Below are 14873 nucleotides of genomic sequence, written 5' to 3'. Positions count from 1 at the left end.
CCATGAACGCCGTCTCGTCCGTCGCCCCGCAGCCGATCGCCGATCCGGAGGTCAAAGCTGCGCTCGATCTTGCCGTCGAGCAGATCAGGCGCAACCTCCCCCAATTCACCCATGCCTCGCAGAACCATTCGAGTGTCGGAAATTTCTATCGCGCGGTGGCGAACGACCAATGGACCGCAGGTTTCTGGCCCGGTGAGCTGTGGCTCGCTTTCGAGCATAGCGGCGAGGCGGTTTTCCGGGATGCCGCGCAGGTCCAGGTCCAGTCGTTCCTGCATCGGATCGAGAACCGCATCGAGACGGATCATCACGATATGGGCTTTCTCTATTCGCCCTCCTGCATCGCCGCCTGGAAGCTCGTTGGAGACGAGGATGGCCGCAAGGCGGCGATCCTCGCCGCCGACCAGCTGATCGAGCGATTCCAGCCCGTCGGCCAATTCATCCAGGCCTGGGGCCGCAAGGGGGTGGCGGAGGAATACCGCTACATCATCGATTGTCTGCTGAACCTGCCGCTTCTCTACTGGGCGAGCCGCGAGACCGGCGATCCGAAATACCGCGAGATCGCGCTCATTCACGCCCGCACCACGCTTGCAAACTCGGTTCGGCCGGATGATTCCACCTATCATACCTTCTATATGGACCCGGTCACCGGAGCGCCGGTGCGCGGCGCCACCAAGCAGGGCTACAGGGACGACAGCGCATGGGCGCGCGGACAGGCCTGGGCAATCGCTGGAATGGCGCTGTCCTATCGTTATGAGCGGATCGAGGAATATCGCCGGACCTTCGACCGGCTGCTCGCCTTCTATCTCAACCGGCTGCCGGCCGACATGGTGCCTTATTGGGATCTCGTCTTTTCGGACGGCGACGGCGAGCCGCGCGACAGTTCGTCGGCATCGATCACCGCCTGCGGCCTTCTGGAGATGGCCGATCTCGTCGAGCCGGAACCGGCAGCACGCTATCGCATGCTGGCGCGCCGCATGATGAAGAGCCTTGCGGATCACTATGCGGTCAAGGACCCCACCGTCTCCAACGGCCTAGTGCTGCACGCCACCTATTCGAAGAAATCGCCGTTCAACACCTGCCGCGGCGAGGGTGTCGATGAATGCGTCTCCTGGGGAGATTATTATTACATGGAAGCTTTGACGCGCCTTTCGCGCAACTGGTCTTCCTACTGGTGAATTCAGGAGAACCCGATGGCCAGCATTTCGCTTAAAGAGCTGAACAAGAGCTACGGTGCGCTCACCGTCGTCCATGACATCGACCTCGAGATCGCGGACAAGGAATTCATCATTCTGGTCGGCCCCTCCGGCTGCGGCAAATCGACGACGCTGCGGATGATCGCCGGCCTCGAGGAGATATCGGGCGGAGAGCTCAGGATCGGCGGCGACGTCATGAACGACGTTCCCTCCAAGGATCGGGATATCGCCATGGTCTTCCAGAATTATGCGCTCTATCCGCATATGACCGTCTACAAGAACATGGCTTTCGGCCTGCAGCTCAGGAAGGTGTCGCGCGACTTCATCGATGCGCAGGTGCAGGATGCCGCAAGGATCCTCGACATCTCTCATCTGCTGAACCGCAAGCCGAAGGCGCTTTCGGGCGGGCAGCGCCAGCGCGTCGCGCTCGGCCGCGCCATGGTGCGAAATCCGGCGGTCTTCCTCCTCGACGAGCCGCTTTCCAACCTCGACGCCAAGCTGCGCGGGACGATGCGCTCCGAAATCACCAAGCTGCACAAGCGCCTCAACGCCACCTTCATCTACGTCACCCACGACCAGGTCGAGGCCATGACCATGGCGGACCGGATCGTCGTCATGAAGGACGGGCACATCCAGCAGGTGGATACGCCGCAGAACCTTTACGACCGGCCCGTCAATATGTTCGTCGCTGGGTTCATCGGCGCACCGCAGATGAACATGCTGCCCTCAACCATTCTGCGCCGGGGCGACGGCTACGTCGCTGTCTTCGACGGCCGGGAACTGCCACTGCCTGCCCATTTCGATAAGGACAGGATCGCCCCCTACGAGGGCCGCGAACTGGTGCTCGGCATCCGTCCGGAGAATTTTCACGAATTGCCGCCTGCCGACATCGCACCGGAGAACCTGGCGCCCCTCAAGGCGATCGTCGAACTTGCCGAACCGATGGGATCGGAAGTGCACCTGAACATGGTGGCGGGCGGGCGCAATCTCATCGCCCGTGTCTCACCGCGCTACCGGCCCGATATCGGCGAGGAAGCGACGCTGGTCGCCGATATGACCAATGCGCAGCTATTCGACAAGGAAACGGAGCGCTCGATTCTATACTGAAACGCCTGCGGGAGACGGCTATGCAGTGGTTGCGGGACATGTGGACGAGGGAGGGACCGGGCATTCCGAAGGATGCGCCGAAGAAGGCCGGCCTTGCCCTGTTCGCCGAGATCCTCGTCCGCGAGTGGTGGGAGATGGTCAAGCTGAACATCCTCTTCATCCTGGCGGCCCTCTTCGTCGTGACGCTGCCGGCAGCGCTCGCCGCCATGGCCCGGGTCTCGGTGTCTTTTGTCGAAGATCGCAACACCTATCTGCTGCGGGACTTCACGGAAGCCTTTCTGCGCTACTTCTGGCGCGCCACCGCCTGGGGGCTGGCGTTGGGCGGAACCGTCGCAATCGGCCTCTATGCGATCGTCACCTATGCCGCGGGCGCACGCGACAATCTGTTGCTGAGCGCACCGCTGATGATTGTGCTCGTCGCCACCGCTTTCATCGCGGTCCTCGCCTGCCATCTCGTCATTCTGATGGTGATGCGCGATCTGCCGGCTCTGAGGTTGCTGCGCCTCGCCGCGCTCGCCTCGGTCATCCGTCCGCTCCCGGCGCTTGCCGCGCTCGCCTTCGCCGCCGGTCTCTGGCTGGCGCACATCCTCTTCTATCCGGTTTCGGTGTTCATGCCGGCAACCTTCAATTTTTCACTCGGAATGTTCGCCGTCGCATTCGGCGTCCATCGGGCGGCGGTGATGGTTCTAGACCTGCCAAACGCAACGCAGCCGCACCGCGAACCGCATGCACGAGACGCTTTATAAAACAACTGATCCAGAGATGATCCAGGGAAGGAGAACGGGAATGTATTTGGATAAATTCGGGGGGACGGTGAAACTTGCCGTGGCGGGGTTCACCTTGGCGGCGATGACGGCCGGGGCAGCGCTTGCCCAGGACGCCGTGACGCTCAAATGGGCTTTGTGGGACTGGGACAAGACCGCCTATTACAAGCCGCTGATCGAGGCCTATCAGGCCAAGCACCCAAACGTGAAGTTCGAGCCGATGGATCTCGGCTCGCAAGACTACCAGCAGATGATCTCGACCCAGCTGACCGGCGGCTCCAAGGACATCGACATCGTCACCGTCAAGGATGTGCCGGGCTACGCCAATCTGGTGCGCGCCGGCAACATCGCCGATCTCAGCGGCTTCGTGACCGAGCAGAAGATCGACCCGGCTCCCTACGGCGGCCTGATCGAGGAACTGACCATCGACGGCAAGATCTACTCCCTGCCGTTCCGCTCCGATTTCTGGGTCGTCTATTACAACAAGGATATATTCGACAAGGCAGGCGTCCCCTACCCCACCAATGACATGACCTGGGCGCAGTTCGACGAGACCGCCGAGAAGCTTTCGGGCGGCATGGGCACCAACAAGACCTACGGCGCGCTTCTGCACACCTGGCGGTCGACCGTTCAGCTGCCCGGCATCCTCGATGGAAAACACACGCTGGTCGACGGCGACTACGGCTTCCTGAAGCCCTGGTACGAGCGGGCGCTGACCCTGCAGAAGGATGGCGCGATTCCCTCCTATGCTTTCCTGAAGACGTCGAACACGCATTATTCGGCGCTCTTCTTTAATGGCACGATCGGCATGTTGCCGATGGGAACCTGGTTCGTCGGCACCCAGATCACCAAGGTGAAATCGGGTGAATCGAAGAGCAAGAACTGGGGCATCGTCAAGTTCCCGCATCCCGACGGTGTGGCAACCGGCACGACCGCTGCGCAGATCTCGGGCCTGGCGGTCAACGCCAACTCCGTTCACAAGGATGCCGCTCTCGATTTCATCAAGTTCGTCACCGGTCCTGAGGGCGCAGCAGTCATCGCGTCGACGGGCACTTTCCCTGCGCTCAAGACGGATGATGTCAGCGCCAAGATCGCGGCAACACCCGGTTTTCCTGAGGATGCGGCCAGCAAGGAGGCGCTGAAGCCGTCGAAAACCTACCTGGAGATGGCAGTCAACCCGAACGCCGCCAAGATCGAGGTCGTGCTCAATCGCGCGCATGACGCGATCATGACCGACAGCACCTCCGTCGATGACGGGCTGAAGGAAATGACCGAAGGCGTGAAGGCCATCAAGTAAGCGTCCAGAAATATCGACGGCCGCGGGCAATGTCTGCCCGCGGCCGATCCTGTTTTTCATGAATTTCGAGCCTGACAATGATATATGATCCCGCCCGGGCCAATCCGCTTTTCGGCAACCCCCTGAAGACACGCGACGACCTCGCCAGGGCCGTCATCGATCTCTTCGAGCCGCTGCTGCCGTATTTTTCCGAAGGCGGCGCCCGTGTGCGCCTCGGCGCGACCGGCGCGATCTTCGATCGGGCGGCAGCGGATCTGGAGGGATTTGCGCGGCCGCTCTGGGGGATCGTTCCGCTCGTTGCGGGCGGCGGCGCATTTTCACATTGGGATCTCTATCGCCGCGGGCTGGCAAACGGGACCAATCCCGCTCATCCCGAATATTGGGGCGATCTTGCCGACCGCAATCAACGGCTGGTCGAACTCGCCGCCGTCGGCTTCGCCCTGGCGCTGGTGCCCGAGCACATCTGGGAACCGCTTGACGATAGCGAGAAGAAGACGGTCGCCGCCTATCTCGTCAGCGCGCGCGAGCTGGAATTCATCGACAACAACTGGAAGTTCTTCCGTGTGCTCATCGATCTCGGACTGGAACGCGTGAGCGTGGCGTTCGATCACCGGAAAACCCTTGCCTATCTCGACGAATTGGAGGCCTTCGACCTCGGGGAAGGCTGGTATCGCGACGGGCCGGTTCGGCGGGTCGATCATTACATTCCCTTCGCCATGCATTTCTACGGCCTGATCTATGCGGTGCTGGCCAAGGGCGACGAGGCGCGCAAGGATCTCTTCCGCGATCGTGCCCAGACCTTTGCCGGCGATATCCGCCACTGGTTCGGCCCCGATGGCGCAGCCCTTGCCTTCGGCCGCAGTCAGACCTACCGTTTCGCGGCGGGAGGTTTCTGGGGCGCGCTTGCCTTTGCCGGCGTCGAAGCCCTGCCCTGGGCGGAGATCAAGGGCTATTACATGCGCCATATCCGCTGGTGGTCGGCGATGCCGATTGCCGATCGCGACGGCGTTCTTTCGGTCGGCTACGGCTATCCGAACCTCTTCATGAGCGAGAGCTACAACTCTCCCGGCTCGCCCTATTGGGCGCTGAAATTCTTCCTGCCGCTCGCCCTTCCGGGGGATCATCCGTTCTGGGCGGCCGAGGAGGCACCGCAGCCGGAATTTCCGGAGCCGGTTGCGTTGAAGCCGGCGGGAATGGTCGCCATGCACACGCCGGGAAACGTGGTCGTACTCTCCTCAGGGCAGCAGCACGACAAGATGCTCGGCGCAAACGAGAAATATTCGAAATTCGTCTACTCCACGCGCTACGCCTTCAACATCGAAGCCGACGACCGGAATTTCTCCGCCGCGAGCTTCGACGGCATGCTCGGCCTCTCCGATGACGGCGTCCATTTCCGGATGCGGGAATCTCTCGAAGAGGCGTTGATCGCTGGCGACCTGCTCTATTCGCGCTGGCGCCCCTGGAGCGATGTCACCATCGAATCCTGGCTGCTTCCCGAAAACCCGTGGCACATTCGCATCCACCGCATCGCCACGCCGCGCACCCTTGGCACCATCGAGGGCGGCTTTGCGATCGAACGCGCGGATTTCAATGCCGATCGCTCCGATGTAAGCGATGGTCGGTCCGTCTGGTACGGACAGACTGATATCAGCGCGATCGTCGATCTATCGCCAAATCGAAGGGCCGGCCATGCGATGAGCCCGATACCAAACACAAATCTCATCCACGCCAAGACCCTGCTGCCGCAGCTGCGCGGCGAAAGCGGCCCCGGAACCACCGTGCTGGTGACCGCCGCGATGGCCCTGCCCCGCCGTGAAAACTGGGCAAAGGCGCTCGACAACCCGCCGGCCTGTCCTCGCCTCGACGAGGTGGAGCGGTTCTTTCGCGAAAAAGGCGTACGCGTGCCGGCATTCGCCCTCGGGACGTAGCTTGGAGGCACTGGCTTCCGGGTTTCGACCGCCGGCCAGACGGTTGATTATCGTGCGGTCAACTCTGAACGGTATGCTTCACCAATGCGCTGCGCCAGCTGTGCCATTTGATCGTCGGGTATCTGTAAAACCCCGTACTCCGCCATCAGTGCATGGTATTGCTGCTTTTCGAGCGGCACACCTGAGGGCAAGAGAACGACATGAAAATGTAGGTGGCTGTTGGCTTGTTGGCTGCCGAGCGAAAGCACATAAATTCGCTCGGCGTCCAACAGGCTTTTGAGGGCGCGCGACAAGACATGCACCTTCTCCTGTAGTCGAAGATATTCATCTGTCGACATGTCCCGCGCCAGATCCTCCCGGTGCTCCTTCGGACAGACGAGGCAATAGCCCGGTAGAGTGGGGTATTTGCTCAGGAAAATGATCGTCTCGTCGTCTTCAAAAACGCGATGATGAAAGAAGTCAGGGTCATTCCTGACCAAGCCACAGATAAAGCATGGCCTTGTTCCGATGTCGTGCACATAGGCCTTGAGATCAAATGGTTGGCGTTCGATCATTCTAAACCTCTGTCGTCTCACGCGCCGAGGCGTATCCGATCGTCAAATTGGTGCGACAACCGATATTGGGAAGTCAAATCGATCCTGCCATCAAATCTGTCCACTGGCGCATATGCGAGGTGATGGTCCTGACACTCCCCATTGCAATCGACTTTGCATGATTTAGGTGATATTGTGATGCTTATCACCAATCTCACGTGGTGCCTGATGAGCTTGGCGAGGCGCGCGGCGTGCTCGCAGCGGACAATCTGGAGCTCAGGGATCGCTTCATCGCTGAGGTGCCGCAGCTCACCAGCGCGGAGATCGGAAACCGCGCCGGCTCAAGCGCGAGAAACCTCTACGCGACTGCGGCGCGCTGGAAGAAAGCCGGCGACATTTTCTCAGTACATCATCGCGGCACCGAATATTTTCCGGCGTTTCAGCTCCGGGACGGACGGCCGCATCCTGCGATCAAGAAGGCGCTTGTGGCGCTTCCGGAAAACCTGTCTCCATGGCAGCGCGCATTCTGGTTCGTTTCAACGAACGGCTGGCTGGACGACAAGGCGCCCATGGATGCGCTTGACGATATCGACGCGGTGGCTGCTGCCGCGGCCCGTGAACGGCAAGAGGTCATTGGGTGAGCCACCCTCCTCTGCCATGCCCGCCATCTCCTTTTCCAAACGATCAACATCCGGACGATCAAGGCGGGTACGGCGCTTCATCGGACCCATCTGTCTTCGTTCCGGGCAGGGCAATTCAATCCCTGCAAGGGACAGCCGACGCGCTTTGCACCGTTCAACGACGCGCACGGCAATTGTGTCGCGACGCTCTATGCGGCAACGAGCAGAGAGGCGGCCGCCTTCGAGTCGATCTTTCACGACATCGAACCGGCCGCCGCTTTCAAGACCGTCCGGCTTGCCGTCGTCGAAGCGCGGACGGTGAGCGTCATCGCGCCAAAGCGTGATCTACGGTTGGCAAGCCTTTTCGCACCCGATTTGAAAACCTGGAAACTCAATCGAACGGATCTCATCGAAACGCCGAAGACGACATATGGCGAGACCGTCCTGTGGGCCGAAGCCATTCATCGGACGCGCGCCGACGTCGACGGGTTGATCTGGACGTCCCGCCAGTGCGACCCCGAGCAATGCATCATCCTGTTCGAGGATCGCCTGGCAGAGGACCGGCTCGACGTCGTTCAATCCATTGACGCCGGTGCGGACGCCGATCTCCTTCTCGAACTGCGGGACTATGGGCGCCGTGCGGGCATCACGATCATATCTTAGCACCAATGACGCTCGCTGACTTCGGAACCGTCACCAAAGCTATTCTCGAAAAGCCAATGCGCGCCCAACGCCGCCGCCGCATAATATTTTCGAATTACTCGATAATTATATTTACACCCTCAACTAATGAATAAGAAAAACCCACTCTTCGCAACATTGCTGTAATGAAATCCGGCAAAGCGCAGCAGCATACTCAGCTTTCAGTTTCCGAGATCTTGAGAGGAGGACGCAATGCCTACCATAATGATCTACCACGACGTCAAAGACACGAAACACTGGCTCGCCTCACCGATCCGCAAGCAGGTATTGGAACCCGTTGGCGTCACGAACATTCGCACGTTTACAGACCCTCAAAACTCCAACCGCGTCGGCTTGGTCATGGACGTTGCAGACATGGAAAAGTTGATGGCCTTCATGCAGACCAAGGCAGCGGCCGATGCGATGGCGAGTGACGGCGTCTTGCCCGAGACCATGACGTTCCTCGTTCAATCGTAACACACATCTCGACGAGACTTGGAAATGCAACGCGGGAGGATGATATGACGACATTATTCGTAAGGCACGAGGTCTCCGATTATGCCGCCTGGCGCAAGATATATGATGGCTTTTCGCCGGTGCAGAAGGTCAATGGGGTAACGGCGCAAGCCGTTTATCGCGCCAACGACAATCCGAACGATATTACCGTCACCCACGAGTTTGCCACGCTTGAAGCGGCGCAGGCATTTAGCAAGCTGGACGAGCTGAAGACGGCGATGCGCACGGGAGGCGTGCTCGGCGCGCCGACGGTGTGGTTTGCCAACAAAGCATGAAATGCCGCCAAACGGCCTCCGCCGCTGCAAGCGGAGGCCAGGTTGCGGTCGCGCTCTGCACGTGACATGGAAGCCGAGGAGTGCGCCCTTGCGCCGATTGCCGACCTTTGGTGGCAGTTGCAGGCGAACTGCGCAAATTCGTCCGCGGTCCTATTGTCCGTTCCTGATGTCGCGCAAGAGATCCAGGCCGCGCTGGTATTTTTCCGTTTTCTTGCCAGCTTGTTCGGCCTGTCGGAGATTATCTTCGAGATCGGCCCGTTTGACGGGCAAGGCCAGCGCGTTTGATGCCGCACGTCTGACGAAATCGTCATCCGGCTCGTCCGGCCGCCGTGTCAGAGCATTCACCGCGGAGATGATCGCCGGCGGAAACCCTTCTTCCCGCAGCCTGTCGAGCGTCCAGCCGCTGCCCTTCTCGACGACGTCATGAAGGTAGGCGACCGTTCGCGTCTCCTCACCGGAAACGAGAAGCGCTACTCGCTGGCAGTGCTCGAAGAACGGCCGGCCGGTCTTGTCCGCCTGGCCTTCGTGGGCCGTAAGAGCGATCTGGATGGCATGGTCGAGATGCTGCATGGCGATCACGGCCCTTCGGTCTTCCTGATCTTCCGCCAGGAAGGCTTTTCGCCCGTCGTCATCTCGATGTCAGGCACGGGAGCCTTGGCGGCCTCAACAGGCCACGTTCTTGGCCGATCGAAATCGCCGCTCTCGCCCGCCCCTTGAAGCAATGCCGCATCATCCCTGTCGTCTTCATCGAGCAGGTTCTGCAGCGTCTCATGCTCATCCTCGCCGGCAAGTTCGTCGCAGGCTTGAAGCCAATGGCGCTGGTCAGCGCCATCCGGGCGGCCCTCGGCCTCCCAGATTTCGTAGGCACGGCGACGGATTTGCTCGTGCTTGTCTATAGCCATGATCGCCTCCAAGCGCATTGGAACGAGCCGCCCGAAGAGCGGCTCGGCCGCCCTTTTCAGGGCGTGTTGATGGTTGGAAGAAAATCCTCCACCTGCTTGCGTTGATCCTTTGGAAGCGTCTCCACCCGTTCCTTCCAGAACCGTTCGGCCTCCGGCGGATCCTTGTCCCAGTGGCGAACATCGGTGATATTGTCATCGATCATCGACCGGCGGTGGCCGCCGAGACTGAGATATTTTTTCGCAAGCTTCAGGCTTGGGGTTTCGGTGCCGCTATCGCGACTTAATACCGAACTCACATTGCGCCGGGCGGTCTCCAATGCCCTTTTGCGATCGGTTTCGGCCCGTTCGGTATCGGCGGACCGCGCATCGTCGGTGCCGCTCTCTGGCGGCACGTTGGATCTGAAAGTCATCATGGATCACCTTTCGATGTTGTGATCCAATAACCTTCGCAAGCAGTGAGAGTTCCGCGTGGGTGGCGATTGATTTGAGCGGGGGATCGAGGCGGAGCCACGCATCCGGCGATCAATGGACGGCCATGCTCACCATCCGATAGGGGTGCACGGCTTCGAATTGCGAGATCATCGCCGTTGCCTGCTGCAATACGAGCTCGGCATTTTCCGGATCATCACGGGCGAGCTCATCGGCGTTGACGCGGATCGCTTCAGCCATGTTGTTGGAGATTGCCGCAAATTGCGTATTGCCTTCGACAAAGGCCTCACGCGCCGTGTCCTCCAGCGTACGAGCGATATCGACGAGGATTTCCTCGCGTTCCTCGATACTGAGGTCTTTGATTAGTTTGGTGTTCTCTTCCATGTCACTCACTCCTAAAGACGTGGGACGGTGACCGAGCTCATCAAGCCTCGGCCACCAAAGAACTAGGAATGCCGAAATACGAATTCAAGCCTCAATGCCGTTCGCCCTTTTATTCGAACGCAGGAGCCGATTGTCTGTTCCCTGTTGGGCGTTAGCAGTCTTCGGCGGAGAGTGCTAATTTTTCTTTCGTCGCCTCTTGAAATTGCTGAACCCTCGAACCAGATCATTCGCGCAAGGCGCGCGCGAACCTGCACCCGCCCGGATTGGTTATCCGGTCCGGCCACGGGAACAACGTCATCATTGTTCATCGATGGAGGAAGACATGTCGTTTCGACCGCTTCATGACCGTATTCTCGTCCGCCGGGTCGATTCAGAGGAAAAGACCAAGGGCGGCATCATCATTCCCGACACCGCCAAGGAGAAGCCGCAGGAAGGCGAGGTTATCGCCGTCGGCCCCGGCGCACGCAACGACGCCGGACAGATTCAGGCTCTCGACGTCAAGCCCGGCGATCGCATCCTGTTCGGCAAATGGTCCGGCACCGAGATCAAGATCAATGGCGAAGATCTGCTGATCATGAAGGAAAGCGACGTGATGGGGATTATCGAAACCCGGGGCGAAAAGAAGCAGGCCGCCTGAGATTCCTGCGGGGCATCCGTCGATGCAGGAGCGCATCGGCTTTTCATGGAAACGCAGAACCGCTCCAACCTTTTATTTCTGACGCAATTCCAAACGGAAAACCACGTCGCACTTTTCCAGGAATTGCTCTGGCTGCCTATGAAGGAGTGAGGACAATGGCTGCTAAAGAAATCAAATTCAGCACCGAAGCCCGTGAGAAGATGCTGCGTGGCGTCGACATCCTGGCCAACGCCGTGAAGGCGACCCTCGGCCCGAAAGGCCGCAACGTCGTGATCGAAAGGTCTTTCGGCGCACCGCGCATGACCAAGGACGGCGTTTCGGTCGCCAAGGAAATCGAACTCGAAGACAAGTTCGAAAACATGGGCGCACAGATGGTCCGCGAAGTCGCCTCGAAGACCAGCGACATCGCCGGCGACGGCACCACGACTGCAACGGTGCTGGCCCAGGCAATCGTCAAGGAGGGCGCCAAGGCCGTTACTTCGGGCATGAACCCGATGGACCTGAAACGCGGCATCGATCTTGCGGTCGGCGCCATCGTCGCGGAACTGAAGGCCAACGCCCGCAAGATCTCCAACAATTCCGAAATCGCCCAGGTCGGCACGATCTCTGCCAATGGCGATGCCGAAATCGGACGCTTTTTGGCGGAAGCCATGGAAAGGGTCGGCAATGATGGCGTCATCACGGTCGAAGAGGCCAAGACCGCCGAAACCGAACTCGAAGTCGTCGAAGGCATGCAGTTCGACCGCGGCTATCTCAGCCCCTACTTCGTGACCAATGCCGACAAGATGCGGGTCGAGTTCGAAGACCCCTATATCCTCATCCACGAGAAGAAGCTCTCCAACCTGCAGTCGATGCTGCCGGTTCTCGAAGCCGTCGTCCAATCCAGCAAGCCGTTGCTCATCATCGCTGAAGACGTCGAAGGCGAGGCGCTTGCGACGCTCGTCGTCAACAAGCTGCGCGGCGGCCTGAAGATCGCCGCCGTCAAGGCGCCTGGCTTCGGCGACCGCCGCAAGGCCATGCTGGAAGACATCGCCATCCTGACCGCCGGCACCGTGATCTCCGAAGATCTCGGCATCAAGCTCGAATCCGTCACGCTCGACATGCTCGGCCGTGCCAAGAAGGTGTCGATCGAGAAGGAAAACACCACGATCGTCGATGGGGCAGGCGCCAAGTCCGACATCGAAGGCCGTATTGCCCAGATCCGCGCCCAGATCGAGGAAACCACGTCCGACTACGACCGCGAGAAGCTGCAGGAACGCCTTGCAAAGCTCGCCGGCGGCGTTGCCGTCATCCGCGTCGGCGGCTCGACGGAAGTCGAAGTGAAGGAGAAGAAGGACCGCGTCGACGACGCGCTTCATGCAACCCGCGCGGCGGTGGAGGAAGGCATCCTGCCTGGCGGCGGCGTGGCGCTGCTGCGCGCCGTCAAGGCGCTCGACAATCTCAACACGGCCAACCAGGACCAGCGCGTCGGTGTGGAGATCGTCCGCCGCGCGGTCGAGGCCCCGGCTCGCCAGATCGCCGAAAATGCCGGAGCGGAAGGCTCGATCATCGTCGGCAAGCTGCGCGAGAAGACCGAGTTCTCCTACGGCTGGAACGCTCAGACGGGCGAATATGGCGACCTCTATGCCCAGGGCGTTATCGATCCGGCCAAGGTGGTGCGCACCGCGCTGCAGGATGCGTCCTCCATCGCCGGTCTTCTGGTCACGACGGAGGCCATGATCGCCGAGAAACCCAAGAAGGACGCGCCGCCGCCATTGCCCGCCGGCCACGGCATGGACTTCTAAGACCGCTACCGGCCCGCCGGCTTGGCCGGCGGGCCCTTTCGGAGGGAATAGAGATGGTTCAAACGATCAAAACTCGATCGCAGGTACCGCTGGACTCCCGCGATCTCGAAATCTGCCAGCAGGTCTTCGACAAGATCAGATCCGATTACCAGGTGGCAAAGGACAGCGACGAAGCCGAACGAATGGCGAGCATCGTCATCGAACTCTACCGGCAGGGTGTGCGCGACGCCAATCACCTGCAGTCGATGGTCGAGGCGGCCCGCGGCCTCTTCGAAACGAGCGAGCGGTAGGGAATGCCGCGCCTGCGCGTCATAAGTACCGCGCGGGACCACACATAATGATGGTGTCAGCGTGGGCGCCGTCCGGAGGATTTACCCCGAAGAACGGTTATCTGCTCCTGCTGCACTTCATTTTCATCGTTCAAAACGGCTTGCCAAAGCCTGTTGCCGAGCCGAAGCGACACCCGTTTCGTCCCCTCGTGTTCAGCTGTCCCGATTTCCACGGAACTGACGACGGAACCATGGCGCATGTGGCGGCGAAGATCGGCAAGCGACAGCCCGAACCGCTCCGCCAATTCCGATGATTCCAGGATGAAATCGCCATTTGCATCGCGCTCGATCAGCACCGACTTTTTCTCCAGCTACGTTCCACGCCGACCACTCAGGCCACCGCCGGGATCTCATTGTCTTCCTTTGGCAGTAGCTGCGCCACTGCGCTCAGCAGATCCGTCTGCGATATCAGGCCGAGGATCCGGTAATCGTCATCGACAATGATGACGGCATGCGTGCGCCCGTCCGTCAGAACCGGCAATAGCGACAGAGCGGGGTCCGAGGGCCTCGCTACCGCCGGTCTCGCGATCGCATGCGCGATTGTCTCGGTGCTCATGGACAATTCCCGCAAGCCGACGGTGCCGACGAGGCGGCCCTCTGGGTCCTTCACCGGCAAGGTGCGGATATTATGCTTCAAGAGAAGATGCCGTGCGGCATCCGGTTCCGAGGCTTCGCCAATGGCGATCACGTCGCGCGACATGATATCGGCACAGGTGATCTTGCCGTTTGAGCGGATGGCCGCTTGCAGCTCGACCTGTTGCAGCAGCCGGCTAAGGTCTGCCCGGTCGATATCGAAGGTTTCGTCAAGCGCTTCGAGGGCCGCATCGACATCCTCCTCGCGAAAACCCACCCGCACCATGGATGGCAGGTCGATCGTCTGATGGGTGTTCTCTGCCGCTTTCGGAACGACATGCGGATAATTCCGCCTGGACACCTTGTGGAACAGCAGGCCAAGGCCGACGAGAATGCAGGAGTTCAAAGCGACGGGCACGAAGGGAAAGAGGAGCCCCCAGCCGGCAACGACAGGGCCGCCGAGCACGGCGGTCAGTGCGGCGGCTCCGCCGGGTGGATGAAGGCAGCGCGTGAAGGACATCGCGCCGATGGCAAGCGAAACGCCGACGCCGGTCGCGATGATCGGATCGCGAATGAAATAGGCGGCAATGATTCCCATCAGAGCGGAAATGGTATTGCCGCCGATGATCGACCATGGCTGCGCCAGCGGGCTTGCCGGCACCGCGAAAAGAAGCACCGCGGACGCCCCCATCGGCGCGACGATCAAGGGAAGATGCGGCCCCTGCCCGAACAGATAGCCGCTAATGACGCCGGTGAAACCAATGGCCAGCAAAGCGCCGATACATGCAATCAATCGCTCTCGTAAGGTCGCACCGGCCAGAATAGGTGAAAACAAACGGAAGCGGCGGAAGCGGCTCGGTCCCACCTTCGGGGAAACGGGATACTGCATGACAAGACCAATTAAGCGAGGATTAGGTGGAG

At 60.3% G+C, this 14873-nt stretch carries 18 protein-coding genes and 1 pseudogene; 12 read left to right on the top strand and 7 right to left on the bottom strand.

What is annotated here, in order from left to right:
• The first annotated feature begins 2 nt into the window (after nucleotides 1-2).
• The 5 genes from RWK44_RS01530 (at nucleotide 3) to RWK44_RS01510 (ending at nucleotide 6289) form a co-directional block, all read left to right on the top strand.
• Entirely contained in the window at nucleotides 3-1175 is a 1173-nt protein-coding gene (locus RWK44_RS01530; RefSeq protein WP_168280987.1) for a glycoside hydrolase family 88 protein, read from the top strand.
• A 15-nt stretch (nucleotides 1176-1190) separates the two neighbouring features.
• Complete coding sequence (locus RWK44_RS01525) at nucleotides 1191-2300, top strand: ABC transporter ATP-binding protein (protein ID WP_221946460.1); 1110 nt, start codon at nucleotides 1191-1193, stop codon at nucleotides 2298-2300.
• Nucleotides 2301-2320: 20 nt separating this feature from the next.
• On the top strand, nucleotides 2321-3046 hold the full coding sequence (locus RWK44_RS01520; RefSeq protein ID WP_221946461.1) for a YesL family protein: 726 nt from the start codon (nucleotides 2321-2323) through the stop codon (nucleotides 3044-3046).
• A 40-nt stretch (nucleotides 3047-3086) separates the two neighbouring features.
• Nucleotides 3087-4361, top strand: coding sequence for an ABC transporter substrate-binding protein (locus RWK44_RS01515; protein WP_168280993.1), 1275 nt, complete (start codon nucleotides 3087-3089; stop codon nucleotides 4359-4361).
• 77 nt (nucleotides 4362-4438) lie between these two features.
• On the top strand, nucleotides 4439-6289 hold the full coding sequence (locus tag RWK44_RS01510; protein ID WP_316028266.1) for a DUF2264 domain-containing protein: 1851 nt from the start codon (nucleotides 4439-4441) through the stop codon (nucleotides 6287-6289).
• A 47-nt stretch (nucleotides 6290-6336) separates the two neighbouring features.
• Here RWK44_RS01510 and RWK44_RS01505 read toward each other — a convergent pair whose 3' ends face one another.
• Nucleotides 6337-6843 carry an HIT family protein gene (locus tag RWK44_RS01505; protein ID WP_316028265.1) on the bottom strand — a complete coding sequence of 169 codons (507 nt, stop codon included), beginning with the start codon at nucleotides 6841-6843 and terminating at the stop codon, nucleotides 6337-6339.
• Between the two features lie 197 nt (nucleotides 6844-7040).
• On the opposite strand from RWK44_RS01505, the pseudogene RWK44_RS01500 reads away from it, so the two are divergent.
• From RWK44_RS01500 to RWK44_RS01485, 4 genes and pseudogenes are all read left to right on the top strand, one after another.
• Nucleotides 7041-7463: pseudogene (locus RWK44_RS01500) on the top strand (hypothetical protein); the annotation flags it as partial.
• A gap of 42 nt (nucleotides 7464-7505) precedes the next feature.
• Entirely contained in the window at nucleotides 7506-8105 is a 600-nt protein-coding gene (locus RWK44_RS01495) for an RES family NAD+ phosphorylase (RefSeq protein WP_316028329.1), read from the top strand.
• Nucleotides 8106-8336: 231 nt separating this feature from the next.
• A complete protein-coding gene (locus tag RWK44_RS01490) occupies nucleotides 8337-8600 on the top strand; it encodes a hypothetical protein (RefSeq protein WP_077976860.1) in 264 nt (87 codons plus the stop codon).
• Between the two features lie 44 nt (nucleotides 8601-8644).
• On the top strand, nucleotides 8645-8914 hold the full coding sequence (locus RWK44_RS01485) for a cyclase (RefSeq protein WP_077976859.1): 270 nt from the start codon (nucleotides 8645-8647) through the stop codon (nucleotides 8912-8914).
• 150 nt (nucleotides 8915-9064) lie between these two features.
• Here the strand turns inward: RWK44_RS01485 and RWK44_RS01480 are convergent, their stop codons facing one another.
• From RWK44_RS01480 to RWK44_RS01465, 4 genes are all read right to left on the bottom strand, one after another.
• Nucleotides 9065-9484, bottom strand: coding sequence for an HD domain-containing protein (locus RWK44_RS01480; RefSeq protein ID WP_077977048.1), 420 nt, complete (start codon nucleotides 9482-9484; stop codon nucleotides 9065-9067).
• A 5-nt stretch (nucleotides 9485-9489) separates the two neighbouring features.
• Nucleotides 9490-9816, bottom strand: coding sequence for a DUF2934 domain-containing protein (locus RWK44_RS01475; protein ID WP_025397142.1), 327 nt, complete (start codon nucleotides 9814-9816; stop codon nucleotides 9490-9492).
• Between the two features lie 56 nt (nucleotides 9817-9872).
• On the bottom strand, nucleotides 9873-10229 hold the full coding sequence (locus tag RWK44_RS01470) for a hypothetical protein (RefSeq protein ID WP_168339453.1): 357 nt from the start codon (nucleotides 10227-10229) through the stop codon (nucleotides 9873-9875).
• 109 nt (nucleotides 10230-10338) lie between these two features.
• Complete coding sequence (locus RWK44_RS01465) at nucleotides 10339-10629, bottom strand: hypothetical protein (RefSeq protein WP_020047251.1); 291 nt, start codon at nucleotides 10627-10629, stop codon at nucleotides 10339-10341.
• Between the two features lie 322 nt (nucleotides 10630-10951).
• Between RWK44_RS01465 and RWK44_RS01460 the strand changes: the two genes are divergently transcribed.
• The 3 genes from RWK44_RS01460 (at nucleotide 10952) to RWK44_RS01450 (ending at nucleotide 13340) form a co-directional block, all read left to right on the top strand.
• Entirely contained in the window at nucleotides 10952-11266 is a 315-nt protein-coding gene (locus RWK44_RS01460; RefSeq protein ID WP_027664694.1) for a co-chaperone GroES, read from the top strand.
• A gap of 155 nt (nucleotides 11267-11421) precedes the next feature.
• Entirely contained in the window at nucleotides 11422-13050 is a 1629-nt protein-coding gene (groL, locus tag RWK44_RS01455; protein ID WP_131641317.1) for a chaperonin GroEL, read from the top strand.
• A gap of 53 nt (nucleotides 13051-13103) precedes the next feature.
• The gene (locus tag RWK44_RS01450; RefSeq protein WP_131662676.1) at nucleotides 13104-13340 is read left to right on the top strand and encodes a hypothetical protein; all 237 of its coding nucleotides are present in this window, start codon (nucleotides 13104-13106) and stop codon (nucleotides 13338-13340) included.
• 56 nt (nucleotides 13341-13396) lie between these two features.
• Here the strand turns inward: RWK44_RS01450 and RWK44_RS01445 are convergent, their stop codons facing one another.
• Nucleotides 13397-13675, bottom strand: a complete 279-nt coding sequence (locus RWK44_RS01445; protein WP_316028264.1) for a DUF6522 family protein — start codon at nucleotides 13673-13675, stop codon at nucleotides 13397-13399.
• Between the two features lie 35 nt (nucleotides 13676-13710).
• The gene (locus RWK44_RS01440) at nucleotides 13711-14841 is read right to left on the bottom strand and encodes an HPP family protein (protein WP_316028263.1); all 1131 of its coding nucleotides are present in this window, start codon (nucleotides 14839-14841) and stop codon (nucleotides 13711-13713) included.
• Nucleotides 14842-14873: the final 32 nt, after the last annotated feature.

Source organism: Rhizobium sp. 25PS6 (genome assembly GCF_032464655.1).
In the GTDB taxonomy this organism is placed as follows: Bacteria; Pseudomonadota; Alphaproteobacteria; order Rhizobiales; family Rhizobiaceae; genus Rhizobium; species Rhizobium laguerreae.
Note: the sequence above shows the minus strand (reverse complement) of the source record. Positions and strands in the feature narration are given on the sequence as shown.

Bases quoted from the DNA above. Each gene is read 5' to 3' on its own strand.
- RWK44_RS01530 (WP_168280987.1), top strand. From the start codon at position 3: ATGAACGCCGTCTCGTCCGTCGCCCCGCAGCCGATCGCCGATCCGGAG.
- RWK44_RS01525 (WP_221946460.1), top strand. From the start codon at position 1,191: ATGGCCAGCATTTCGCTTAAAGAGCTGAACAAGAGCTACGGTGCGCTC.
- RWK44_RS01520 (WP_221946461.1), top strand. From the start codon at position 2,321: ATGCAGTGGTTGCGGGACATGTGGACGAGGGAGGGACCGGGCATTCCG.
- RWK44_RS01515 (WP_168280993.1), top strand. From the start codon at position 3,087: ATGTATTTGGATAAATTCGGGGGGACGGTGAAACTTGCCGTGGCGGGG.
- RWK44_RS01510 (WP_316028266.1), top strand. From the start codon at position 4,439: ATGATATATGATCCCGCCCGGGCCAATCCGCTTTTCGGCAACCCCCTG.
- RWK44_RS01505 (WP_316028265.1), bottom strand. From the start codon at position 6,843: ATGATCGAACGCCAACCATTTGATCTCAAGGCCTATGTGCACGACATC.
- RWK44_RS01490 (WP_077976860.1), top strand. From the start codon at position 8,337: ATGCCTACCATAATGATCTACCACGACGTCAAAGACACGAAACACTGG.
- RWK44_RS01485 (WP_077976859.1), top strand. From the start codon at position 8,645: ATGACGACATTATTCGTAAGGCACGAGGTCTCCGATTATGCCGCCTGG.
- RWK44_RS01480 (WP_077977048.1), bottom strand. From the start codon at position 9,484: ATGCAGCATCTCGACCATGCCATCCAGATCGCTCTTACGGCCCACGAA.
- RWK44_RS01475 (WP_025397142.1), bottom strand. From the start codon at position 9,816: ATGGCTATAGACAAGCACGAGCAAATCCGTCGCCGTGCCTACGAAATC.
- RWK44_RS01470 (WP_168339453.1), bottom strand. From the start codon at position 10,229: ATGATGACTTTCAGATCCAACGTGCCGCCAGAGAGCGGCACCGACGAT.
- RWK44_RS01465 (WP_020047251.1), bottom strand. From the start codon at position 10,629: ATGGAAGAGAACACCAAACTAATCAAAGACCTCAGTATCGAGGAACGC.
- RWK44_RS01460 (WP_027664694.1), top strand. From the start codon at position 10,952: ATGTCGTTTCGACCGCTTCATGACCGTATTCTCGTCCGCCGGGTCGAT.
- groL (WP_131641317.1), top strand. From the start codon at position 11,422: ATGGCTGCTAAAGAAATCAAATTCAGCACCGAAGCCCGTGAGAAGATG.
- RWK44_RS01450 (WP_131662676.1), top strand. From the start codon at position 13,104: ATGGTTCAAACGATCAAAACTCGATCGCAGGTACCGCTGGACTCCCGC.
- RWK44_RS01440 (WP_316028263.1), bottom strand. From the start codon at position 14,841: ATGCAGTATCCCGTTTCCCCGAAGGTGGGACCGAGCCGCTTCCGCCGC.